Origin of the sequence: Comamonas sp. NyZ500 (assembly GCF_016772095.1) — a bacterium.
Lineage (GTDB): Bacteria > Pseudomonadota > Gammaproteobacteria > Burkholderiales > Burkholderiaceae_C > Comamonas > Comamonas thiooxydans.
On record NZ_JAEIJE010000018.1, the window covers coordinates 46560 to 70094 of the forward strand.

Consider the following 23535-nt stretch of genomic DNA (forward strand, 5'->3'; position numbering starts at 1 on the left):
GAACCCAGTAATAGAGGGAGGTAGCATTGATATTGCTCGGGAGTTTTATTTATCACAGCGAAATTGCTGCCGATGTCGATATTGGTTGTGTGGCTGAGATCGCCAAGTTTTCCCGTGCCTTTAACCAGGCACACGACATCACTGGAGTTCTAATATTTGACGGTCAACGCTTCGTTCAGTACATCGAAGGTCCGCAGGAATATGTGATTGCGCTTGCGAACAAAATCGCCCTGGACACCAGACACACCAACTTCACCCCTCTTCATCAAGCCCAAGACATCACACAGCGCCTCTTCGCTCAATGGGCAATGGCATATGTCACCGATGATGACGCCGAGCCTCTCGCAAGCATGTTGACCGCGCAAGGGGACGCAGCATTAAGCAGCCTGCAGAAACTACTGCCCCAGTTGGACGCCGCATAGCGGAACGACAACCTATCCATTTACTGCCTGAGCGCAGTAAAAATCTGAATCTCTCAAAAGCCCGCAACCGCGGGCTTTTTCTATTTCTGGAGACCCGATGTTCAAGAGCATGATCATTTACCGCATTGCCGAGAGCTGGCTGGGCGATCTGCAGCAGCTCGAAGATGCGCTGCAAAAGACGGTGTTTGAGGAGTGCGGCGCGACCCAGGAGCGCTCCGTGGGCTGGGTTCCGCCGCGCGGCGAGCCGCATGGCCCTTTGGCGGAAAGCGTGGCCGGCCAATGGGTGATGCGCTTCATGAGCGAGTCCAAGATGCTGCCGGCCAGCGTGCTCAATCGCAAGGTCAACGAAAAGGCCGAGCACATCGAAAAAACCGAGGGCCGAAAGCCTGGCAAGAAGGAAAAGCGCGACCTCAAGGATGAAGCCAAGCTGGACCTGCTGCCCATGGCCTTCACCAAGCAGGGCAGCATGTGGGTCTGGATCGACCCGCAGGCGGGCACCCTGGTGCTCGATACCAGCGCCCAGGGCCGCGCCGATGAGGTGGTCACGCTGCTGGTCGAAGGCCTGCCCGGCTTCGCGCTGGCCCTGCTGGACACCCAGACCAGCTCACAGGCCGCCATGGCGCATTGGCTGATGACGCAGGAGCTGCCCGCCGGCTTCACCGCCGACCGCGAGACGGAGCTGAAAGCCGCGGACGAATCAAAGGCCGTGGTGCGCTACGCTCGCCACCCGCTGGATATTGATGAGGTCCGCCAGCACATCGAGCACGGCAAGCTGCCCACCAAACTGGCGATGACCTGGGACGACCGTGTGAGCTTTGTGCTGACCGAAGGCCTTCAGATCAAGAACATCGCGCTGCTGGATGCGGTCATGGATGGCAACAGCCAGGACGATGGCGGCTTCGATACCGATGTGGCCATTGCCACCGGCGAGCTCTCGCGCTTGATTCCCGACCTGATCGAAGCCCTTGACGGCGAAGGCCGCACCGGCCTGGGTGACCTGTCCACCACACAGGCTGCCAGCGCCAGCGGCCACGCATCACTTCAGCGCAGGTGTGAAAGCAACGACTAACGCAGCCACTGCGGCACTTCCTAAAACAAGTCGGCCAGCAATAGATGTCCAGAGAGTGACTTGTCGTGCCTTAAGCCATAAATAGCAATTCTTTTGCTTTTCACGGTCGAACTCAAACAAGCCCATATCAAGCCTCTTTTGGATGACTGACAGACCGTGCTTGACCTCCCACTCCTCAAGCAATCTGCGCGTTCGATCATCAAGTGCCATACCCGGTCCGTACTCAGGTGAACAAAGCAAAGCGCTGAATGTAACCAACTGTTTACTGGCTTAGGATTGATTTTTTCTAATAACCATACGCCCGCCAAAGAGTGGGCTTTTTCTTTGGAGGCCTCCATGAGTCTGACTTTCGTGAATCACAACGGCGACCCCATCACCGATTCCCGCATGGCCGCCATGCGAGCTCAAGGAATGGAGCTCGAGCGCCAGCGCCGTCTGGCTGCCAAGGCGGATCCTGTGTCCGTGCACAAGGGTTGGCGCGTCTCTGGTATCAAGCCCGGAATGCTGGATGAGGCGAAGCAGGCGCACGAGCGGCTTTGCCAGATGGCCCAAAAGGCCGGGGGGAAACTGCCGGAGCCCTTCGATGAGACAGCATGGCTTCGCACTGCCAAGCGCACTGCAATTCGCAGCAAGCCCTACATCCTTCAAGAAGCTGCCCTGCAGTGCCAGGCGATGGCCATCAAGACTGGCTGGCTTGAAGTACAGCTGCAAGAGGTAAAGAAAGTCGTTTCCTGACATTCCTCCGAAGACAGCACAGTAATGGGCTCTATTTACTTTTGAAAATGAGTACCGACCGCATCTACTTCTCCAAATTCGATTCCGGCTGACATAGATCAGGCATTGGGCATTGCAATGACTTGTGTCGTTCCAAATCAAGATGTATCAATAGCAGCCACAGGCTATCGCTTTTCAATCGAGGAACAGGCAACGCTAAACCGTTCCGACCTTTGATCGAGGGGGCTCTGGTCAGATGTTCGCGAATAACCACCTCATTTGGGTTCTGATGCCGTCGCTGGCGATACTGGTTCTGGCAGCCATACTGATCGTTGCCTGGCTTGTCCAACGATCCCAGCGCTTTCTGCTTTGGCAAGCTTGCGCCTATTCGCTCACAGCTCTACCTCTTGGAGCGCAAAGCCTGCTCCCTCTCGAAGAGCTCAATCGCTACGCACTACTGATCGGCAGCTGTTATCTGCTGGGTGCATGGTGTCTTGCCAGAAGCTGGGCAGAACGCTGGCGTGTATCAACCCAACCACAAGTTGCATTGCTCATTGCCATAGTCACCTTGGCTGCGCTCCATCAATTCAGCCAGATCGAACCAAATGCCTGGGCTCGGGTGAGCTCTTTCAGCGTGGGTTCCAGCCTTGTTTTACTGCTCCCCATCCTGCAGGTCCACTCGAAGAAAAACTCATTTGACTGGCTCGATAAATCGCTGCTCTGGCTCAGCATCCTCTTCACCGCCTACACCTTCACTCGACCCGCCTTGATCTGGCTGCTGGGATACACGGATCTGCGAGCCCTGCCAAGGTCACCCTATTGGATGCTGACGCTACTGAGCATTCTGAATTTCTCGCTGCTCTTCACCGTGGTGATGGCCGCGATTGCCGTGAAGGAAACAGTCGGCAAGCTGCGCAAGGAACGAGACATTGATGCGTTAACGCAGATTCTGAATCGCCGGTCTTTTCATGAACATGCCCAGAAGCGTCTCGCCGACATGAGACGCTATCCCATGGCAGTGCTGGCCTGCGACATAGACCATTTCAAACGCATCAACGATACCTGGGGGCACGAGCGTGGCGATATGGTGCTGCAGCTGGTGGCCTCAACTCTGCAAAACAATGTGCGAGAGCACGACCTGGTTGCTCGGTTCGGTGGCGAAGAGTTTGTGCTGCTATTGGCCGACATAACGCTGGAAGATGCAGAACTCATTGCGCAGCGAATCCAGCGTGATCTCGGGTCAAGAAATACCGTTCTTCCAACTGGCCCCAAATTGACCATGAGCTTCGGAATTTCATTGATCACCAGGTCTTTCCAGTTTGAGCAAGCCATGAAGGAAGCTGATCGACTCCTTTACCAAGCCAAGAATGCTGGGCGTGATCGGGTTCATGTATCGGGAGTTTCCTATCCAGACATATCTATAGAAGCTCATCAGCAGTGGAACAGGCCTGCCGCGTAGAAACTAGATGCAGCTCGCAAGTCCCCAGCCAGCACTCCAAGGAGCAAGCGGAAAAGAAAAAAGCTCACGCTTTTGGCGTGAGCCCTTCTTACAGATCGAAGAAGATTATTTGCGTGGACGGGCCAAGGCCACTCCCAGTGCGCGACCACCAAGCGGCTGGTCATTTAGTGTTTCGATCGCTTTCTGGGCCTGCTCTTGAGTGCCCATTTCAACGAAGCCGAAACCGCGCGAACGGCCGGTGTCACGATCAATGATGACGTCTGCAGCGACCACATCACCGCAGCTGCCGAAATGTGTGCGCAGGGCTTCGCTGTCGATGGAATAGCCGAGATTGGTAACGTAGAGATTGGATTGCATTGTGTTCTTTCAAAGATTGCTCACGCATGTCAGCGATGAGCGGTTACAAGATTGATAAGGGTCAGCGGCGGCGCTTGAAGGCAGGTTTGGCCCCAGTAGCAGCACCAGTACGAGGAGGAAGATGGCGAAAGGTCACACGCCCTTTGTTCAGGTCGTAGGGCGACATTTCGACGGTCACTTTGTCACCAGCCAGCACACGAATACGATGCTTGCGCATCTTTCCGCCGCTGTAAGCAATGAGCTGATGGCCGTTTTCCAGAGTCACGCGAAATCGCGCATCTGGCAGTACTTCGTCAACTCGGCCCAACATCTCGATTAGTTCTTCTTTAGCCAAAGTGTCTCCTGTGAGTGAAGGATTCAGCCGCTCAATTCAGCCTTTGGTTCAACACCATGTTTCGCCCTTCAGTCAGGGCATAGCTAGAGGCAAGCGACTCGTTAGAAAACTGGGGAACAAATCGAATGACGCGGTCATATGCACCGCGGCGAATGGAAACGGCAGCCAGAAATTGGCCGCTGGAGCTCGGCTGAGTCAGAGGCGTGACCGCATAGCGGCCAATCTGCTCTGTAATGTTTTTGTGCAGCATGAAACGGACGGCCGCACGCACGATTGCGCAGACCGTCAAATGAGATAGGGAAGGCCCGCTCTGAATGCAGGGGGCAACGCAGATCCATAAGGATGTTCAGGATCTGGGGGAGTTCGCCTAGAGGGGAGTGACCACCGCGTGCTTTGCGAGAAGAGCGGCTACCTGCGGCCAAGGGGCGGCAATGGTGTCAGACAGGCACTGTTGGGGCGAACGGCCTAAACAGCGAGTGGAACCAGTATAGGTGAAGTGAAAGACCTTTGGTTTACAACATGCAGCGCCGACAAGGGAGTGGTGCTTGAGCCAGATCTCTCCCCCTGCTCTTTCGAGCAAGAAATCGATAGACCTGTACACAGTAACGCTGTACCGTGGGATCAACTGTTCGGAAATTTACTGAGGGTCTTAGAAATGAGTAAAACTACAAAGTCGGCTGTTCACCATACCGTGGAGGCCAAGCGATGGGAGCTCAGTCGGGAGAAAGAACGCATCACCTATCCCGCCGACCATGCCGGCCCCGTACAAATGGACTGGCGCAAGCGCGAGAACTACTCCGCCACCGACCTCGACTATCGCGGCCGAACCAAGACCTAGAGGTCCCTCTACCCAATTGCCATTGCCCGCCCTCGTGCGGGCTTTTTTATGAAGTGCAGCGAGATGAGCAATACCAATCCAGACAAGTGCTGCGGAAGCTGCAGCGCGCCGCTGCCTCATGACTTCAGCCCCTGCCGTCCTATCTTTCCGGCTCGCCACTGAGCGGGCCTTTAAGACCAATAGCCGCCTTACTCGGGATTTGGAGACGCAAGACACTGATCTAACCAATCGGCTGGTAGCTCCTTCATCAGCAAGATGTATTCCGCAGCGAGTTGCTCAGCGTGCAACTCCGTCTCGGCTTCCCCGACTTGAAAGTAGTGAGTCTCTCCACCCTGAGCGCAGACCCCTACTCTGGCCGCATACATCGAATCGATTCCTGTCAGCGAAGCCGATGAGAACACCTGCAGACCCTGAATTGTTCGCTCCATAACCACTCCTCCCCAAAAAGAGGTCCATCCTACCGTGATTGCCCCAGCCACCGAAGTAAGTCCACGCGATCGCTGGCGAACCTTTCCGACCATCAAGCCCGCCGCCGCGAGCTTTTCTCATTCGCGGGAGCGGAAACTTGTCCCCCTACTGAGGAACAACCTGGACTTGGCTCAGGTCCACACCCAGCGATTGAGCCTTCTCCAGCAATCGCCTAAATTGCTGCTCAGGGATGCTCTTGCTTCGGGAAAGCAACCAGAAATAGTCGAGGCTGTTACCAATCACCAGAGACGTCTGGTACTGGTCATCCAGACTCACCACGTTGTAGCCGCCGTAGAACGGACCGAAGAAAGACACCTTGAGCGCCGCGACGCAGGGATCGCTCAAGAATCGCGCCTTGCCGTTGGCTTGACGCCATTCCTTCTTCGATGCGTCATAGCCTCGATTGACCACGGCCACTGTGCCATCATCGTTGAGGCTGTACTGCGCAGAGACCTGGGTCAAACCTTTTTCAAAACTGTGCTCTATGCGGGCCAGTTCGTACCAAGTTCCCATGTAGCGCTTGGCATCAAAGCCAGCCACAGGCTGTATGCCTTTAGGCACCGAGACAGCGCAGCCATACAGCGCAGCAACTCCCGCTGCAACCACGGTCAACGCAGCAGTACGAATTAGAGAGCTTCTCGAAAAACGCATTGTTGTTTCCTGAGGTTGAAAGCCTCATTCAACCATCTACCAACCAGCCCGCCTTGATGAGCGGGCTTTTTGCTTTCTGGAGCCATGAAGCCGGCGTACTACAACGAAATAAACCCGTTCGTGGCCCAGTGGCTGCGCAACCTTATTGCCGCCGGACACATAGCGCCAGGCGACGTTGACGAAAGGAGCATCGAGGATGTTCGAGCAGATGATCTTGCCGGATATGGGCAATGCCATTTCTTCGCCGGTCTCGGTGGATGGCCCCTCGCCCTGCGAATCGCGCGCATCGCCAGCGCGCCAGGCATCTGGACCGGGAGTCCTCCATGCCAGGACAACAGCGTCGCCGCAGCCATTCATGGGGGAAGAGCTGGACTCTCAGGTGCACGAAGCGGACTGGCTCACACATGGCTCGACCTCATCGAAGCGCGCCAACCCCAGGGCATCTGCTTCGAGAACGTCCCAGGCATCAGCCCGTGGCTTGCCGAGATCACCTGCCGTCTGGGACAGCTTGGCTACCGAGTGCGCAGACCCGAACGATCGTCTGCGGATGTTGGTGCGCCTCATCTACGCCGGCGAGTGTGGATTGTTGCCGACCGTTGTGGCCAGGGACTTCCGCGCCCCGGGCGACCCGAACCACCCGCGCCGTTTTGCGACCCGCGGTCAGCCCCTCCCGGAAACGTTTTCATCACCAGTGCCGGCAGAACTCGCCCGGTGGATGATGGGCTTTCCTCCAGAGTGGGCGCAGTGCATGCCTACGGAAACGCCATAGACCCCTGGGCTGCTGCTGAAGCGATACGCAGCCTCTATTGACCAACACCCCAGCCCGCCGCCGCGGGCTTTTCTCATTCTGGGAGCCACCTATATGCAAGACAAGACCTCCAGCCACACCCCCATTCCAACGGAACTCAACATCGCGCCCCGCGGTAAATCGTGGCTTCATGGGCAGCTCATTGATGGCGAGCACGGCCATCCCACCAGGCAGAGCATGGAGAGCGCCGAGAGCGCACAACCGATCAAAGCGCCTGCAGCCGTGGCAGTACCTGATGCAGTGCGCGACGCTGAAAAGCTGCTGCGCGCAGAAGCAGCACGGCTGGAACGCATCTACAGCGAGCACGGCAACAAGTGGTATGGGTTCAGCAATGAGAAAGCTGCTCACATTGAGCACCTGCGCGTGGCTGACGCGCTTGCCGCCACCTCTGCAGCCGCGCCTGCCGCTGTGGCGGGGTCGGCCCCCTGCACCTTCATGACGGAAGATCGAGCCCGTGAATGGGCCTGGAACAAGGTTCGCGAAGAGGTTGGCACTAATGGCTGGACAGCAGGAGACTCCTCCAACTTCTATGGCTTCTACCTGTGGGGATGGAACTACCGAGCCCAGTATGAGCTGCAGCGCACCGCCACCCGGTCAGCAGTCATTCAGGAGATTCTGTCGGCAGCGCCTGCAACAGCCGCGCCAGTGGTGCTGCCTGAGCCCGCGCTACATGTCAGCGGCGGCCAGCTTGAGCGGCATTGTGATCCTGAAGACAAGAACGGCGGCCGATACATCCCTGCACGCAAGACAGCAGCGGGTCTATTCACCACCCCGCTCTACACAGAGCAGCAAGTGCGCGCCCTGCTGGCCCAGGCAGCTAATGCTGCAGCACCAGCGCACCCCGCAGAGGGAGCGCAGACAGACCTGCACGCAGCAATCATGAATATCCCGGTGAACAAGGCAAAACTTGAGCACCTCGGCATAAACGAGCGACTGCAATACAAGATAGGGCACCGCGATGCACGCCATGATGCTGCAGAGCTTGCAGTAGCTCACGCAGTACCCAGGCGCAGAAAGGCCAAGCATGAGCACCCCAGACAACCCACTGATTGACGCTGCCCGTGGGCGCGACCCTATCGCGTGGAAACTCATCGAGTTCAACGACCAACGCTGGTTGCGTGGAGCACCAGCAGCGCGAGTTGAAGCAGGTGGCGAATGGCTCTGGATGACCCCCAAGGACATTCGCGCCAACATCCGCGACAACGGCGACCACGCTGAGCTGCAGAAGGCCTTGGCCGCATACAAGGGAAAAGCATGAGCCGCCGAGCCCGCGACCGAGGCGACAAGCGCGACAGATGGCGCGAACCGATCAACCACCCAGAGCCCCGCTGATGCGGGGTTTTGCTTTTGGGAGACCTCATGGCAACCAGCGCCAGCACCGTGGACCTGCCAGAAGACAAGGCCTACATCGCCCACCACTTCAACTGCCCTACCTGCTGCGCTGCCGGCCTTTCCGGTGGCAAGCAGGCGCGCTGTACCCATGGTCAGCAGCTCTGGGAAACCTACCTCCAGGCCTTTGATGCCCACGCACGACCGCAGGCCTCGCGCTCATATCGAGCCGCCGTCCAGCCCCTCCACAACCCCCCTGAACTGAGCCTTGATCAATGAAACATTCAGATACACAAGCTGCAAACCCTGCCGCCAATGATGAGACCGTCAACGCACCCGAGTGGGTCCTGGCCTCCAAGTTTGAGGAACTCACCGGGGTGACACGAGAGACAGTCAAACAACGCAAGAAGGCTGGCACCTGGCGCGAGGGAGCCCAGGTCGCAGTCGTTCACCGCCGCCTCTACGTCAACATCAAAGCAGCCGATCAATGGATAAAAGACCATCTACCCAAGCAACACCGCCCGGCGTAAAGATTCGCCATCTCGTCTCAGGCGACAGGCTGCAAGTTGCCTTCACCTGGGAGGGCCAGGAGTGCCGCGAGCTGCTGCCAGCCTGTGCAATCAACAAGAGCAGCATTCAGCGCGCGGCCTCATTGCGCGACGAAATCCGCCGCAAGATTGCCGAAGGCGGCTTCTCCTATGCCGATTACTTCCCGGACAGCCCAAAGGCCGCATCGCCGTCACAAAGCAACCCACTCATGGAAACGCTGCTGCAAAAGCAACTGGACACCTATGCCCGCCAGGTCAAGAACGGGCAAATGTCCCCATCCACCTACAACGGCTACGCCAAGGCCATCACAGGCGAGCGCATGCGCCGTTGGCATGGGCTGCGGGTGGGCGAAGTACTGCCCAGTCTGCTGCGTGACTGGGTTTCAGAAATGGACTGCACCAGCAAGGCCATACGGAACATGCTCACCCCGCTGCGCAGCTTGTTTGAGGATGCGCTCAATGATGAGCTGATCGACTTCAATCCCTTCGAGCGCATCGCTCTATCCAAGCTCATTCGGCAAACAGCAAAGGCCAGCGACTATGTGGTGACGCCGTTCAGCGCGGCTGAGCGCGAGACCATCCTCAAGGCCTGCCGCCCCGACGAAAGGCCCATGCTCCAGTTTTGGTTTGAGACGGGCCTGCGCCCAGGCGAGCTGCAAGCGTTGCAGTGGAGCCACATCGATTGGGAGCGGTCCGTTGCCCGGATAGAGCTCAATCAGGTCGCAGGCGTGATCAAAGGGCCCAAGACAGCCGCCGGCATCCGAGATGTGGAGCTATCCGCCGAGGCGCTCGCGGCGCTGTACGCCCAGCGCCCTATTTCCGAGCTCAAGGGCGAGCGCATCTGGCTCAACCCTCGCACGGGCGAGCCATGGAGCACCGACGCCCAGATCCGCAAGACGCTCTGGCAGCCGGTCTGCAAACGCGCCGAGGTGGAGTATCGGAATCCCTATCAGGTCCGCCACACCTATGCCTCGGCCTTGCTGACGGCCGGAGCAAATCCATGGTACGTGGCCAGCCAGTTAGGGCATGAGGACGTGGAGATGGTTTTCCGCACCTACGGCAAATTCATCAGGGACGACTACCAGAAGCCCAAGCCTGAATTTCGCATTGTGAAAGAAAAATGATCGGTGCGATTTCGGTGCGAAATCGGTGCGATTTGGTGGACACCACAGCACACCAGAAGGCAAAGAAAAACCGCCACACACTAGGCTTTCCAGTGTGTGGCGGTGTCTTGAATGGTGGAGCTGGCGGGAATTGAACCCGCGTCCGTAAGCCTTCGCCGGACAGATCTACATGTTTAGTGCTCTGTTTTAAATCTCGCCACCCAAACCCCGCAGGCACACGCTGCTTGGGTAGCCAGCTTCCTAAAATCTCGCCAAATACCAAGAAGCCCGGTATCCAGCCAGCTAATGTAAATTCCCTTGCAGCCGGGAGGTATTGCTACCCCCTTGCCCAGCCCACTAGCGTGCTGTTGCAAGGCTCACCGGATTAAGCGGCGAGTGCGAAACGTTCGTCGTTTGCAGTTAGTTTTTTGAATGGAGATTTACGAGCGTCACTCAAGCTCGACATGCACCGCACCGGTCCCGAACCCACGTCGAAACCAGGACAGCCCCTTAGTGCCTATTCTAGCCTCATCCCAGCAACTTCAACAGCTCAAGCGGTGAATTGATATGTGCATCAGCCCCCCAGTGAACCGTATCTGCTGTCGCACCCAGGTAGCCATAGCGTGCAGCTACGGTTTTCATACCCGCTGCTGCACCCGCCTGGATATCGCGCTCGTCATCTCCGACATAGATGCAATGTTCGGGAGCAATCTGCATGCGTCGTGCGGCTTCAAACAGAGGCTCGGGGTGAGGCTTGGAATGCGGCGTCGTGTCCCCGCTCACCACGGCCGCAGCCTGAGCAAACAAGGGCATTTGCCGTGTCAAAGGGTCAGTGAAACGCATGGACTTGTTGGTCACCACCCCCCACAACAACGGGCCGGCTTCCAATGCCCGGATCAACTCGGGCACGCCGTCAAAAGCATAGGTGCGCTCGGTCATGCATTGCTCGTAATTGCGAAAGAACTCCTCGCGCATTTCCGCAAAGCCTGCAGACTCAGGTGTCATGCCGAACGCAATACCCAGCATTCCACGAGCCCCAGCCCCGGCCATATGGCGGTAGGCATGGAGCGGCAGCGAGGGCATGCCGCGATCCACACGCATCTTGTCTGCTGCAGCTCCCAGATCAGGAGCGCTGTCGATCAAAGTGCCATCGAGATCGAAAAGAACGGCTCTAACGTGCTTCCACATGGCTGTCACTCCTGAGGGCGGCGTGTCGCCAGCATGTAATTGACCGAGGTGTCGTTGCTGAGCCAATAGCGGCCCGAGATCGGGTTGTGCTCCATGCCTTTGCTGCCTTGCACATCCAGGCCGGCTTCGCGCGCAAAGCGAGCCAACTCGCTTGGGCGCAGCAACTTGGCGTACTCATGAGTCCCTTTGGGAATCATCTTGAGCATGTATTCGGCAGCCACGATCGCCAGCGCAAAAGCCTTGGCATTGCGATTGATGGTGGAAAAAAACACCCAGCCACCAGGCTTGACCAGCTGGGCACATGCCCGCACGATGGACGCAGGATCGGGCACATGCTCCAGCATTTCCATGCAGGTCACCACATCAAAACTGGCCGGCTGCTCCTGCGCCAGTTGCTCGACGCTGACCTCATGGTATTGAATATTGGGCGTTCCCGCCTCCAGAGCATGCAGCTGCGCGACGCGCAAAGCCTTGGTTGCCAGATCGATACCCACCACCTTGGCCCCTTTGCGCGCCATGGAGTCTGCAAGAATGCCACCGCCACAGCCCACATCCAGCACCCTCTGGTTCGCCAATGGGGCCTGGGCGTTGATCCAGTCCAGTCTCAGGGGATTGATCTGATGCAGTGGCTTGAATTCACTCTCGGGATCCCACCAGCGATGGGCCAGGCTGGAGAATTTTTCCAGTTCTGCCGGGTCGGCATTGATAGTGTTGCTCATGATGCAATTGTCCGCGATTACCGCAATGGATCAGGCATAAAAAAAGCCCCGTTGCCGGGGCTTTTTGTGTAGCAATCGAAAGATTACTGAGCAGCCTTGGTGCCCACAACTTCGATTTCCACGCGACGGTTCTGAGCGCGGCCAGCAGCAGTCTTGTTGTCTGCCACGGGTTGCTTCTTGCCCTTGCCTTCGGTGTACACGCGGCTCTTTTCGATGCCCTTGGACACCAGATAAGCCTTCACAGCTTCAGCGCGACGCACCGACAGCTTTTGGTTGTAAGCATCGGAACCGATGGAGTCAGTGTGACCCACGGCGATGATGACTTCCAGGTTGATGTCCTTGATCTTGCCGGTCAGGTCATCCAGCTTAGCCTTGCCTGCGGGCTTCAGCACGGACTTGTCGAAGTCGAAGAAAGCGTCAGCAGAGTAGGTAACCTTAGATGCCACTGCAGGCTGGGGAGCCACAGGAGCGGGAGGCACAACGGCGGGAGCGGGAGCAGCAACCTGGGCCTTCAGAGCACCGTCGCAATCAACAGCGGCAGTAGCAGGAGTCCAGTTGGCATCGCGCCAGCACAGTTCGTTCGTGCCGTTCTTCCACACCAGTTCGCTGGTGCCGTTTTGCCAGTTGTCGATAGTCTTGCCACCGTCAGCAGCCTTCACTTGTGCGCCAGCGGCTGTCACGAGGGCAGCAGAGGCAAACAACATCGCCACTTTGTTCAGTTTCTTCATGGTTCTCCTCTTGGGGAAAAAGCCGCAGCAGGGCTGCGAATCTGTGGACGTCATCAGTGACCATCACCAAAAACGTTGAAATGATTGTGCCATACGTAACATGCAAGAGTGTTGTCAACTAGGCACCAACAAGTAGGACAGCTGCGTAATTCCTGAGTTATGTTGCTCTGCTGCCACACGTCATTCGACCTAAAATGGTCGTTTTCCAGCCGTCAAAGTATCACTAGACATGACCCAGTTTGCTAAAGAAACTCTGCCCATCAGCCTTGAAGAGGAGATGCGTCGCAGTTATCTCGATTACGCCATGAGCGTGATCGTGGGCCGGGCGCTTCCTGATGCGCGTGATGGTCTCAAGCCCGTGCACCGCCGCGTTCTGTACGCCATGCACGAACTCAATAACGACTGGAACCGCCCCTACAAGAAGTCGGCGCGTATCGTCGGTGACGTGATCGGTAAGTACCACCCGCACGGCGACATCGCGGTCTACGACACCATCGTGCGTATGGCCCAGGACTTCTCGCTGCGCCACATGCTGGTGGACGGCCAGGGCAACTTCGGCTCGGTGGACGGCGACAGCGCTGCCGCCATGCGATATACGGAAATCCGCCTCTCGAAGATCGCCCACGAAATGCTGGGCGACATCGACAAGGAAACCGTGGACTTCGGCCCCAACTATGACGGCTCCGAAAGCGAACCGCTGGTGCTGCCAAGCCGCCTGCCTAACCTGCTGGTCAACGGCTCCTCCGGTATTGCCGTGGGTATGGCCACGAATATCCCGCCGCACAACCTCAATGAGGTAGTGGACGGCTGCCTGCATTTGCTGCAGAACCCCGAAGCTTCCATCGACGAGCTGATGGAGATCATTCCCGCGCCCGACTTCCCCACGGCCGGCATCATCTACGGCATCAACGGTGTCAAGGAAGGCTATCGCACCGGCCGTGGCCGCGTGGTGATGCGTGCCAAGTGCCACTTCGAGGACATCGACAAGGGCCAGCGCCAGTCCATCATCGTTGACGAGCTGCCCTACCAGGTCAACAAGAAGACGCTGCAGGAGCGCATGGCCGAGCTGGTGCACGAAAAGAAGATCGAGGGCATCAGCCATATCCAGGACGAGTCGGACAAGTCCGGCATGCGCCTGGTGATCGAATTGAAGCGCGGCGAAGTGCCCGAGGTGGTGCTCAACAACCTCTACAAGCTGACCCAGCTGCAAGACACCTTCGGCATGAACATGGTGGCCCTGGTCAACGGCCAGCCCAAGCTCTGCAACCTGAAGGATCTGATCCAGGTCTTCCTGGAGCACCGCCGCGAAGTGGTGACCCGCCGCACCGTGTTCGAGCTGCGCAAGGCGCGCGACCGCGGCCATGTGCTGGAAGGTCTGGCCGTCGCACTGGCCAATATCGACGACTTCATCGCCATCATCCGCAACGCTCCCACACCTCCCGTGGCCAAGGCCGCGCTGATGGAAAAATCCTGGGACAGCAAGCTGGTGCGCGAGATGCTCACCCGCACGCGTACCGACGGCGGCGTGGTCAATGCCGACGACTATCGCCCCGAGGGCCTGGAAGTCGAATTCGGCATGCAGCAAAACGGCCTGTACCGCCTGTCCGAAACCCAGGCCCAGGAAATTCTGCAGATGCGTCTGCAACGCCTGACGGGCCTTGAGCAGGACAAGATCGTGGCCGAGTACAAGGACGTCATGTCGGTCATCGAAGACCTGCTGGACATCCTGGCCAAGCCCGAGCGCGTCTCCATCATCATTGGCGAAGAACTCAACGCCGTGAAGGCCGAGTTCGGTCAGTCCAAGAAGGGCGAGCGCCGCTCCACCGTGGAGTACAGCGCGCAAGACCTGTCCACCGAAGACCTGATCACGCCCACCGACATGGTGGTGACGCTCTCGCACACCGGCTACATCAAGAGCCAGCCCCTGTCCGAGTACCGCTCGCAAAAGCGCGGCGGCCGCGGCAAGCAGGCCACGGCCACCAAGGAAGACGACTGGATCGACCAGCTCTTCATCGCCAACACGCACGACTATCTGCTGTGCTTCTCCAACCGCGGCCGCATGTACTGGCTCAAGGTCTGGGAAGTGCCATCGGGCTCGCGCGGCTCGCGCGGTCGCCCCATCGTCAACATGTTCCCGCTGCAGGACGGCGAGAAGATCAACGTGGTGCTGCCGCTAACCGGCGAAAACCGCAGCTTCCCCGAAGATCACTTCGTCTTCATGGCCACCAGCATGGGCACCGTCAAGAAGACGGCGCTGACCGAGTTCAGCAACCCGCGCAAGGCCGGCATCATTGCCGTGGGCCTAGACGAGGGCGACTATCTGATCGGCGCTGCGCTGACCGACGGCAAGCATGATGTGATGTTGTTCAGCGACGGCGGCAAGGCCGTGCGCTTTGACGAGAACGATGTGCGCCCCATGGGCCGCAATGCGCGCGGCGTGCGTGGCATGAACATCGAAGAGCATCAGAACGTGATCGCCATGCTGGTCGCCGAGGCCGACGACGGCACGGGCAATGTGGTGGCGGGTTCGCAAAGCGTGCTGACCGCCACCGAAAACGGCTACGGCAAGCGCACGGCCATCAGCGAATACACCCGCCACGGCCGCGGCACCAAGGGCATGATTGCAATCCAGCAGTCCGAGCGCAACGGCAAGGTCGTGGCTGCGACCCTGGTGGCGCCCGAGGACGAGATCATGCTGATTACCGACACCGGCGTGCTGGTGCGTACCCGGGTGGCGGAAATCCGCGAGCTGGGCCGCGCCACACAGGGCGTGACGCTGATCAACCTGGACGAAGGTGCCAAGCTCATCGGCCTGCAGCGCATCGTCGAAAATGATGCGAACGACAATGCCGGCGAGGACGGCGAAGCCGATGACTCCGGCAGCGCCGGCGCCGAAGGCGCAGCCGAGTCCGGCGACGCCTCCTGATCGGCCAGCCCCGGCTGCCCCGATACGGACCGGACGCCACGGGCATGACCCCATGCCCGTGGCCCAATGTTTTGATAGCTGAAAGCGCAAGCCAGACAAGCGCTTTCACATGTTTTGAGCGTAAATCTGATGAACCGCCCTTTTAACTTCTCCGCAGGCCCCGCCGCCATCCCTGAAGAAGTGCTGCAAACCGCAGCCGCCGAAATGCTGGACTGGCACGGCTCCGGCATGGGGGTGATGGAAATGAGCCACCGCGGCAAGGAATTCATCAGCATTTACGAAGCCGCCGAAGCCGATCTGCGCGAGCTGCTGGCCGTGCCCGCGCATTTCAAGATCCTGTTCATGCAGGGCGGCGGCATTGCCGAAAACGCCATCGTGCCCATGAATCTGTCGCGCGCCGGCGTGGTGGACTTTGTGGTGACCGGCAGCTGGAGCCAGAAGTCGGCCAAGGAGGCCGCCAAGTACGCCAGCGATGCCAATGTGGCCGCCAGCGCCAAGGACAGCGACTACACCACCATTCCCGCCGCCAGCAGCTGGAATCTGAGCCGCGGCGCCAGCTATGTGCATATCTGCAGCAACGAGACCATTCACGGCGTGGAGTTCCACGAGCTGCCCGACCTCCAGGCCCTGGGCTCGGATGCACCGCTGGTCATCGACTTTTCCTCGCATGTGGCCTCGCGCTCCATCGACTGGAGCCGCGTGGGTCTGGCCTTTGGCGGCGCGCAGAAGAACATCGGCCCCGCCGGCCTGACCATCGTCATCGTGCGCGAAGACCTGCTGGGCCATGCCCTGCCCGTCTGCCCCTCGGCGTTTGATTACAAAACCGTGGCCGACAACGGCAGCATGTACAACACGCCTCCCACCTGGGGCATCTACATGGCCGGCCTGACCTTCCAGTGGCTCAAGCGCCAGACCGAAGGCGGCCTCAGCGGCGTGGCCGCCATGGAAGCGCGCAACATCGCCAAGGCCAAGCTGTTCTATGACTATGTGGACCAATCCTCGTTCTACGTGAACAAGGTGGCCGCGAACTGCCGCTCGCGCATGAACATCCCGTTCTTCCTTCATGATGAGTCGCGCAACGACGCCTTCCTGGCCGGCGCCAAGCAAGCCGGCCTGCTGCAGCTCAAGGGCCACAAGTCCGTGGGCGGCATGCGCGCCAGCATCTACAACGCCATGCCCATAGCAGGCGTGCAGGCGCTGGTCGACTACATGCGTGACTTCGAGCAACGTCAGGCCTGAGCCCCACCCTTAGCCTTGTAAAAAGATGAGCTGCCAGCGCTTTATCTGCAAGTACTTCACCAAGGTTTTGGTCTGAAATCCTTGTTCAACTTGCGTCAGCAGCTACGAAATTTGAGAGATTCATGAGCCAAGAACCCCAAGCCAGCCCCGAGCTGTTGTCGCTGCGCAACCAGATCGACTCCCTGGACCGCCAGTTGCTGGAGCTGGTCAACCAGCGCGCCCATGTGGCCGAGCAGGTGGGCGAGCTCAAGAAGAAGGAAGGCTCGGCCTTCTTCCGCCCGGACCGCGTGGCCCAGGTGATCGAGAAGATCAAGTCCAACAACCCCGGCCCGCTCAAGGGCGCGCATGTGGCCGCCATCTGGCGCGAGATCATGTCGGCCTGCCTGGCGCTGGAATCCCCCCAGCGCGTGGCCGTGCTCGGCCCGGCCGGTACCTTCTGCGAAGAAGCGGCGATCCAGTACTTCGGCGGCGCGGCCGACCTGATGTACTGCAACAGCTTCGAGGAAGTCTTTCATGCCACGGCCGCCGGCAGTGCCCAGTACGGCGTGGTGGGCGTGGAGAACTCCAACGAAGGCGTGGTCACGCGCTCGCTGGACATGTTCCTGCACACGCCCTGCCATGTGGTGGGCGAAGTCAGCATGCTGATCCGCCACAATCTGATGCGCACCAGCAACACGCTGGACGGCATCGAGGTCGTGGCCGCCCACCCCCAGGCTCTGGCTCAGTGTCAGGGCTGGCTGTCCAAGCACCTGCCGCATGCCGAACGCCGCCCCGTGGAGAGCAATGCCGAAGGCGCACGCCTGGCGGCCCTGCATCCCAACTGGGCCGGCATTGCCGGTGAGCGCGCCGCCCAGCAGTTCGGCCTGCACATCGTCAGCCACGCGATCCAGGACGATGCCTACAACCGCACGCGTTTTGCCGTCATCTGCCTGCCGCACACGCTGGCCACGGCCGCGCCCAGCGGCAGCGACTGCACCAGCCTGGTGGTCTCGGTGCCCAACACCGCCGGCGCCGTGCATGACCTGCTGGTGCCACTGAAGAAGCATGGCGTCTCGATGACGCGCTTCGAGTCGCGCCCGGCCCGCACCGGCCAATGGGAGTACTACTTCTACATCGACATCGAAGGCCACCCGGCCCAGGCCAATGTGGCCGCCGCCCTGCAAGAGCTGCAGGGCCTGTGCGCGTTCTACAAGGTGCTGGGCACCTACCCGGTGAGCAAGTGATGGCGACTCAGGAATTGCAGCCGTTCGAGCAGCTCGGCTTGATCGGCTGCGGATTGATGGGCGGCTCCTTCGCGCTGGCACTCAAGAAAGCCGGCCTGGTCAAGCGCGTGGTGGGCTACAGCAAATCGCCCTCGACCACCGAACGTGCGCGCCAGATGGGCGTGATCGACGTGGAGGCACCCTCCGCCCTGCTGGCGGCGGCCGGCGCCGATCTGGTGCTGCTGGCCGTGCCCGTGGCGGCCACCGAGGCCACGCTCAAGTCCATCAAGCATCTGGTCACGCCCCAGATGATGATCATGGACGTGGGCTCCACCAAGGTCGATGTGGTGCAGGCCGCACGTTCGGCGCTGCGCGACCAGATCGGCAGCTTTGTGCCCGCCCACCCCATCACCGGCAAGGAAGTGGCCGGCGTGGAGCACGCCGATGTCAAGCTCTACCAGGGCGCCCAGGTCGTGCTGACCCCTACGGAGCGCACGCTGACAGCGCATCTGGCCAAGGCCCAGGCGCTGTGGCAGGCCCTGGGATGCAAGGTCACCGCCATGTCGCCCGAGGCTCATGACAGCGCACTCGCCACCGTCAGCCACCTGCCCCATTTGCTGGCATTTGCCATGATGCAAAGCGTGCTGAACCAGCCCGGTGCCGACGATATGCTGGCGCTGGCCGGGCCCGGCTTTCGCGATTTCACGCGCATCGGCGCAGGCGACCCCAAGCTCTGGCGCGATGTGCTGCTGGCCAACCGCGATCAGGTGCTGGCCCAGTCGCGCCAGTTCCGCCAGGCGCTGGAGCAGCTCGAAGGGCTGATGCAGGCTAACGACGGCCAGGGACTGCAGGATCGCCTGACCCTGGCCAGTGCCGCACGCGCCGAATGGACCATGGGCGGCAAGCGAGGCTCTTAAACTAGCGGCGTCGATCTATTCACCCAACCGCCAGAGACACCGGGCAGAGGCAGCCGCGCAGCCTTGGTGTCGAAGCAGCCAGGCTGCACAGGGGGTTACGAGAGTTTTATGTTCACCACTGAATTTCTGGACCTGCCCGCACTGGACTCCGCCAACGGCAGCGTCAGCCTGCCCGGCTCCAAAAGCATCTCCAATCGCGTGCTGCTGCTGGCGGCGCTGAGCCAGGGCACCACCACCATTCACGACCTGCTGGATTCGGACGACACCCGTGTCATGCTGACCGGACTCAAGCAGCTGGGCTGCAGCATCAGCCCGGATGCCGTCACACCCGGCCAGGCGATTGACGTCACCGGCATCGGGGGTCAGTTGCCGGCCGGCACTGCGGCCACGCTATTCCTGGGCAATGCCGGCACGGCCATGCGCCCGCTGACTGCGGCGCTGTCGGTGCTGGGCGGCGACTTCGAGATGACGGGCGTTCCCCGCATGTACGAACGCCCCATCGGCGACCTGGTCGATGCGCTGCGCCAGCTGGGCTGCAAGATCGACTATCTGAAGGATGAAGGCTTTCCGCCCCTGAAGATCGGCCAGCCCGACTTCAGCCAGCTGGGCAGCGAATCCATCAAGGTGCGCGGCGATGTCTCCAGCCAGTTCCTGACCTCGCTGCTGATGGCCCTGCCCCTGCTGGCCAATGTCCCCGGGGCACAGCGCGACATCACCATCGAGGTGGTGGGCGAGCTGATCTCCAGGCCCTATATCCACATCACGCTGGAGCTGCTGGCGCGCTTCGGCATCGCCGTGAAAAACGACAACTGGCAGCGCTTCGTGATCCCCGCAGGCTGTCGCTACCAGTCGCCGGGTGCCATCCATGTGGAGGCCGATGCCTCCTCCGCCAGCTATTTCATCGCACTGGGCGCGATTGCCACCGGCACCACCGATGATGCGGATGCAGACAATGCGCCGCAGCCCAAGAGCATCCGCATTCTGGGTGTGGGCCAGGACTCGATCCAGGGCGATATCCGCTTCATCGAGGCCGCCCAGGCCATGGGCGCAAAGATCGAAAGCGGCCCCAACTGGCTGCAGGTCAGCCGTGGCAGCTGGCCTCTGAAGGCCATCGACCTCGATTGCAACCATATTCCCGACGCGGCCATGACGCTGGGCACCATGGCGCTGTATGCCGACGGCGTGACCACGCTGCGCAATATCGCCAGCTGGCGCGTCAAGGAAACCGACCGCATTGCCGCCATGGCGATCGAGTTGCGCAAGCTCGGCGCCTCGGTGGAAGAAGGGGCTGACTACATCCGCATCACCCCTCCAGCCGGCAAGACCGCCTGGAAAGCGGCCAGCATCCACACCTATGACGACCACCGTGTCGCCATGTGCTTCTCCCTGGCGGCCTTCAACCCGGCCAAGCTGCCGGTGCGCATAGAAGACCCCAAATGCGTGGCCAAGACCTTTCCCGACTATTTCGAGGCGCTGTTCTCCGTCAGCGAAGCCGAGCGCGAGCATATTCCCGTGATCTGCATCGACGGGCCCACAGCCTCCGGCAAGGGCACGATTGCTGCAGAAGTCGCCAGGGCACTGGGCTACCAGTTGCTGGATTCCGGCGCGCTGTACCGCATCACCGGCCTGGCCGCATCGCGTGCCGGCATGACGCTTGACGAGTCGAACGAGGAAACCATTGCCGAGATGGCGCTGGACATGCCCGTGCGCTTCGATGCACAGCAGCGTGTCTGGCTCGGCGACGAGGACATCAGCCTGGCCATTCGCAGCGAAGAAGCCGGCATGAATGCCTCGCGCGTATCGGCCCTGCCTGCCGTGCGCACCGCGCTGGTGGATCTGCAGCTGTCCTTCCAGGCCCTGCCCGGGCTGGTTGCCGATGGCCGCGACATGGGTACGGTCATCTTCCCTCACGCCCCGCTGAAGGTCTATTTGTGGGCGTCTGCGCAGTGCCGCGCCGAGCGCCGATATAAACAGTTGATTTCCAAAGGAATTTCAGCTAATATGTCCACCCTTTTGGCAGACCTTGAGGCGCGCGACGCCCGCGATATGAATCGCAGCACCGCTCCGCTCAAGCCCGCCGAGGATTCTTTGCAGCTCGACAGCTCCGAGATGACCATTGAAGAAGTGGTTGCCCAAGTGCTGTCGTGGTGGCAGGAACACCAGCCGTTCGGTCGTCCTTGAAATTTCAAGCTTGAAGTTTCAAGGCCAGCCCTGCATCTGGCTTGTTGGCCCTTGATGCCAGGTTCTCGCAGACCGCGGACCGGCAGCAAGGTTGTTAACCTTTAACCCCCGTGGGCCTCAAACCCACAACCTCCGCAATCAGTCTTAAAAACGCTTGGCAATGGTGCCGACGGAAACCTGGTTGCGGGCAAGGAACTACATGTCTGAATCTTTTGCCGCCCTTTTTGAAGAGTCGTTGACACGCACCGAAATGCGTCCTGGCGAAGTTATCACCGCTGAAGTCGTGCGCGTTGAGCACAACTTCGTGGTGGTGAACGCCGGCCTGAAGTCGGAAGCCTACGTGCCCCTCGACGAGTTCAAGAACGACCAGGGCGAAGTCGAAGTCCAAGTGGGTGACTTCGTGTCCGTGGCCATCGGCTCCATCGAAAACGGCTACGGCGACACCATCCTGTCCCGTGACACCGCCAAGCGTCTGGCTTCCTGGCTGTCGCTGGAAAAGGCTCTGGAATCCGGCGAATTCGTGACCGGCACCACTTCCGGCAAGGTCAAGGGCGGCCTGACCGTTCTGGTCAACGGCATCCGCGCTTTCCTGCCCGGTTCGCTGATCGACACACGTCCCATCAAGGACCTGACTCCCTACGAAAACAAGACCCTGGAATTCAAGGTCATCAAGCTGGATCGCAAGCGCAACAACGTGGTGCTGTCGCGCCGCGCTGTGGTGGAAGCCTCCATGGGCGAAGAGCGCGCCAAGCTGATGGAAACCCTGAAGGAAGGCGCTATCGTTCAGGGCGTGGTCAAGAACATCACCGAATACGGTGCGTTCGTGGACCTGGGCGGCATCGACGGCCTGCTGCACATCACCGACATGGCATGGCGCCGTGTGCGTCACCCCTCCGAAGTGGTGACTGCCGGCCAGGAAATCACTGCCAAGATCCTGAAGTTCGACACCGAAAAGAACCGCGTGTCCCTGGGTCTGAAGCAAATGGGCGACGATCCCTGGATGGGCGTGGCTCGCCGCTACCCCTCCGCCACCCGTCTGTTCGGCAAGGTCACCAACATTGCTGACTACGGCGCATTCGTGGAACTGGAACCCGGCATCGAAGGCCTGGTGCACGTTTCCGAAATGGACTGGACCAACAAGAACATCGCTCCCACCAAGCTCGTGTCCCTGGGCGACGAAGTGGAAGTCATGGTTCTGGAAATCGACGAAGACAAGCGTCGCATTTCCCTGGGCATGAAGCAGTGCAAGGCTAACCCCTGGCAAGAATTCGCCCAGAACACCAAGCGCGGCGACCGCGTGAAGGGCCCCATCAAGTCCATCACCGACTTCGGCGTGTTCGTGGGTCTGGCTGCCGGTATCGACGGCCTGGTGCACCTGTCTGACCTGTCTTGGAACGAAGCCGGCGAAGCCGCTGTTCGCAACTACAAGAAGGGTCAAGAAGTCGAAGCCATCGTGCTGGCCGTGGACGTTGAGCGCGAGCGCATCTCCCTGGGCATCAAGCAACTGGACAGCGATCCCTTCACGACCTTCGTGACCGTGAACGACAAGGGCCAGGTTGTGACCGGCAAGGTCAAGACCGTGGACGCCAAGGGCGCTGAAATCGACCTGGGTGAAGACATCATCGGCTACCTGCGCGCTTCCGAAATCTCGCAAGACCGCGTGGAAGATGCTCGTTCCGTCCTGAAGGAAGGCGACGAAGTGACGGCCGTGGTGGTGAACGTGGATCGCAAGAGCCGCAACATCCAGCTGTCCATCAAGCAAAAGGATCACGCTGAACAGCAAGTCGCCATGGCTTCCCTGTCGGCTCAGTCCTCCAAGGAAAACGCTGGTACCACCAGCCTGGGCGCTCTGCTGCGCGCCAAGCTGGACGCTGACAAGTAAATCTTGCATCAGCCGGTCAGCCAGCTCGTCTGACTGACCGCCAAGCGTCAAAGACAACGGGCGCCCTGTGCGCCCGTTGTTGTTTCAACCTAGAGCCTCCGTCACCCGATGACCCGATCCGATCTCGTCGAAGAACTTGCCGCCCAATTTGGCCAACTCAACCAACGTGATGCCGAGCAGGCCGTCAAAACCATTCTGGATGCCGTCAGCGATGCCCTGGTGCGCGGTCACCGTATTGAAATTCGCGGCTTTGGCAGCTTTGCCATCAATCACCGCCAGCCCCGCATAGGCCGCAACCCCCGCTCCGGCGAGTCCGTTCAGGTTCCTTCCAAGCGCGTGCCTCATTTCAAGCCAGGCAAGGCCCTGCGCGAAGCCGTGGACAATCTCAAGGCCGAAGACTCCGCTGCCCAGCAGCCGCAGATCGCCTGAAGTCCATGGGCACCGTCAGCCACA

25 protein-coding genes and 1 other RNA gene are annotated in these 23535 nt (G+C 59.9%); 18 read left to right on the top strand and 8 right to left on the bottom strand.

The genetic code is table 11. The features are described from left to right. The first annotated feature begins 26 nt into the window (after positions 1-26). The 4 genes from JAO85_RS21025 (at position 27) to JAO85_RS21040 (ending at position 3664) form a co-directional block, all read left to right on the top strand. Positions 27-422: a BLUF domain-containing protein gene (locus JAO85_RS21025; RefSeq protein WP_012837705.1), complete on the top strand. Its 396-nt coding sequence runs from the start codon at positions 27-29 to the stop codon at positions 420-422. A 97-nt stretch (positions 423-519) separates the two neighbouring features. Continuing rightward, complete coding sequence (locus tag JAO85_RS21030) at positions 520-1491, top strand: recombination-associated protein RdgC (protein WP_202788966.1); 972 nt, start codon at positions 520-522, stop codon at positions 1489-1491. Positions 1492-1827: 336 nt separating this feature from the next. Continuing rightward, a complete protein-coding gene (locus JAO85_RS21035) occupies positions 1828-2226 on the top strand; it encodes a hypothetical protein (RefSeq protein ID WP_087865199.1) in 399 nt (132 codons plus the stop codon). Positions 2227-2461: 235 nt separating this feature from the next. Further along, a complete protein-coding gene (locus JAO85_RS21040; RefSeq protein ID WP_087865198.1) occupies positions 2462-3664 on the top strand; it encodes a diguanylate cyclase in 1203 nt (400 codons plus the stop codon). Between the two features lie 105 nt (positions 3665-3769). Here the strand turns inward: JAO85_RS21040 and JAO85_RS21045 are convergent, their stop codons facing one another. Continuing rightward, positions 3770-4021 (bottom strand): RNA-binding protein, encoded by a 252-nt coding sequence (locus JAO85_RS21045; protein WP_034383899.1) that lies wholly within the window; start codon positions 4019-4021, stop codon positions 3770-3772. 61 nt (positions 4022-4082) lie between these two features. Then, positions 4083-4355: a translation initiation factor IF-1 gene (gene infA, locus JAO85_RS21050; protein WP_034361186.1), complete on the bottom strand. Its 273-nt coding sequence runs from the start codon at positions 4353-4355 to the stop codon at positions 4083-4085. Between the two features lie 655 nt (positions 4356-5010). On the opposite strand from infA, the gene JAO85_RS21055 reads away from it, so the two are divergent. Beyond that, positions 5011-5193, top strand: coding sequence for a hypothetical protein (locus JAO85_RS21055; RefSeq protein ID WP_087865197.1), 183 nt, complete (start codon positions 5011-5013; stop codon positions 5191-5193). 573 nt (positions 5194-5766) lie between these two features. On the opposite strand, the gene JAO85_RS21060 is transcribed toward JAO85_RS21055, so the two are convergent. After that, entirely contained in the window at positions 5767-6312 is a 546-nt protein-coding gene (locus JAO85_RS21060; protein WP_229228273.1) for a lipocalin family protein, read from the bottom strand. Positions 6313-6348: 36 nt separating this feature from the next. Continuing rightward, positions 6349-6669, bottom strand: a complete 321-nt coding sequence (locus JAO85_RS25675) for a hypothetical protein (protein WP_229228271.1) — start codon at positions 6667-6669, stop codon at positions 6349-6351. Here JAO85_RS25675 and JAO85_RS25820 point away from each other — a divergent pair. From JAO85_RS25820 to JAO85_RS21090, 6 genes are all read left to right on the top strand, one after another. After that, positions 6664-7122, top strand: a complete 459-nt coding sequence (locus JAO85_RS25820; protein ID WP_370552217.1) for a DNA cytosine methyltransferase — start codon at positions 6664-6666, stop codon at positions 7120-7122. The genes JAO85_RS25675 and JAO85_RS25820 overlap by 6 nt on opposite strands. Positions 7123-7174: 52 nt before the next feature. Beyond that, the gene (locus JAO85_RS21070) at positions 7175-8173 is read left to right on the top strand and encodes a hypothetical protein (RefSeq protein ID WP_202788967.1); all 999 of its coding nucleotides are present in this window, start codon (positions 7175-7177) and stop codon (positions 8171-8173) included. Next, a complete protein-coding gene (locus JAO85_RS21075) occupies positions 8145-8378 on the top strand; it encodes a hypothetical protein (protein WP_202788968.1) in 234 nt (77 codons plus the stop codon). The genes JAO85_RS21070 and JAO85_RS21075 overlap by 29 nt, the downstream gene beginning before the upstream one ends. A 101-nt stretch (positions 8379-8479) precedes the next feature. Beyond that, a complete protein-coding gene (locus tag JAO85_RS21080; protein ID WP_054075791.1) occupies positions 8480-8728 on the top strand; it encodes a hypothetical protein in 249 nt (82 codons plus the stop codon). Beyond that, positions 8725-8979, top strand: coding sequence for an excisionase (locus JAO85_RS21085; RefSeq protein WP_081007826.1), 255 nt, complete (start codon positions 8725-8727; stop codon positions 8977-8979). The genes JAO85_RS21080 and JAO85_RS21085 overlap by 4 nt, the downstream gene beginning before the upstream one ends. Next, positions 8937-10121 carry a site-specific integrase gene (locus tag JAO85_RS21090; protein ID WP_202788969.1) on the top strand — a complete coding sequence of 395 codons (1185 nt, stop codon included), beginning with the start codon at positions 8937-8939 and terminating at the stop codon, positions 10119-10121. The genes JAO85_RS21085 and JAO85_RS21090 overlap by 43 nt, the downstream gene beginning before the upstream one ends. Before the next feature lie 112 nt (positions 10122-10233). On the opposite strand, the gene ssrA is transcribed toward JAO85_RS21090, so the two are convergent. The 4 genes from ssrA to ompA form a co-directional block, all read right to left on the bottom strand. Continuing rightward, positions 10234-10610, bottom strand: a transfer-messenger RNA (tmRNA) gene (gene ssrA, locus JAO85_RS21095). 18 nt (positions 10611-10628) lie between these two features. Then, entirely contained in the window at positions 10629-11288 is a 660-nt protein-coding gene (locus tag JAO85_RS21100) for an HAD-IA family hydrolase (RefSeq protein WP_003067658.1), read from the bottom strand. 5 nt (positions 11289-11293) lie between these two features. Further along, on the bottom strand, positions 11294-12007 hold the full coding sequence (ubiG, locus tag JAO85_RS21105) for a bifunctional 2-polyprenyl-6-hydroxyphenol methylase/3-demethylubiquinol 3-O-methyltransferase UbiG (protein WP_003067659.1): 714 nt from the start codon (positions 12005-12007) through the stop codon (positions 11294-11296). 83 nt (positions 12008-12090) lie between these two features. Beyond that, positions 12091-12735: an outer membrane protein OmpA gene (gene ompA, locus JAO85_RS21110; RefSeq protein WP_003077020.1), complete on the bottom strand. Its 645-nt coding sequence runs from the start codon at positions 12733-12735 to the stop codon at positions 12091-12093. Positions 12736-12964: 229 nt separating this feature from the next. On the opposite strand from ompA, the gene gyrA reads away from it, so the two are divergent. The 7 genes from gyrA to JAO85_RS21145 all read left to right on the top strand — a co-directional run bounded on the left by gyrA (position 12965) and on the right by JAO85_RS21145 (position 23511). Beyond that, entirely contained in the window at positions 12965-15661 is a 2697-nt protein-coding gene (gene gyrA / locus JAO85_RS21115; protein WP_202788970.1) for a DNA gyrase subunit A, read from the top strand. 129 nt (positions 15662-15790) lie between these two features. Continuing rightward, complete coding sequence (serC, locus tag JAO85_RS21120; protein ID WP_003067662.1) at positions 15791-16900, top strand: 3-phosphoserine/phosphohydroxythreonine transaminase; 1110 nt, start codon at positions 15791-15793, stop codon at positions 16898-16900. A 122-nt stretch (positions 16901-17022) separates the two neighbouring features. Next, positions 17023-18123 (top strand): prephenate dehydratase, encoded by a 1101-nt coding sequence (gene pheA, locus JAO85_RS21125; RefSeq protein WP_003067663.1) that lies wholly within the window; start codon positions 17023-17025, stop codon positions 18121-18123. Further along, complete coding sequence (locus JAO85_RS21130) at positions 18123-19019, top strand: prephenate dehydrogenase/arogenate dehydrogenase family protein (RefSeq protein ID WP_012837598.1); 897 nt, start codon at positions 18123-18125, stop codon at positions 19017-19019. The genes pheA and JAO85_RS21130 overlap by 1 nt, the downstream gene beginning before the upstream one ends. A 108-nt stretch (positions 19020-19127) precedes the next feature. Continuing rightward, the gene (locus tag JAO85_RS21135; RefSeq protein ID WP_202788971.1) at positions 19128-21200 is read left to right on the top strand and encodes a bifunctional 3-phosphoshikimate 1-carboxyvinyltransferase/cytidylate kinase; all 2073 of its coding nucleotides are present in this window, start codon (positions 19128-19130) and stop codon (positions 21198-21200) included. A gap of 199 nt (positions 21201-21399) precedes the next feature. Further along, complete coding sequence (gene rpsA, locus JAO85_RS21140) at positions 21400-23082, top strand: 30S ribosomal protein S1 (protein WP_003057144.1); 1683 nt, start codon at positions 21400-21402, stop codon at positions 23080-23082. Between the two features lie 108 nt (positions 23083-23190). Beyond that, complete coding sequence (locus JAO85_RS21145) at positions 23191-23511, top strand: integration host factor subunit beta (protein WP_003067668.1); 321 nt, start codon at positions 23191-23193, stop codon at positions 23509-23511. The last annotated feature ends 24 nt before the right edge of the window (positions 23512-23535 follow it).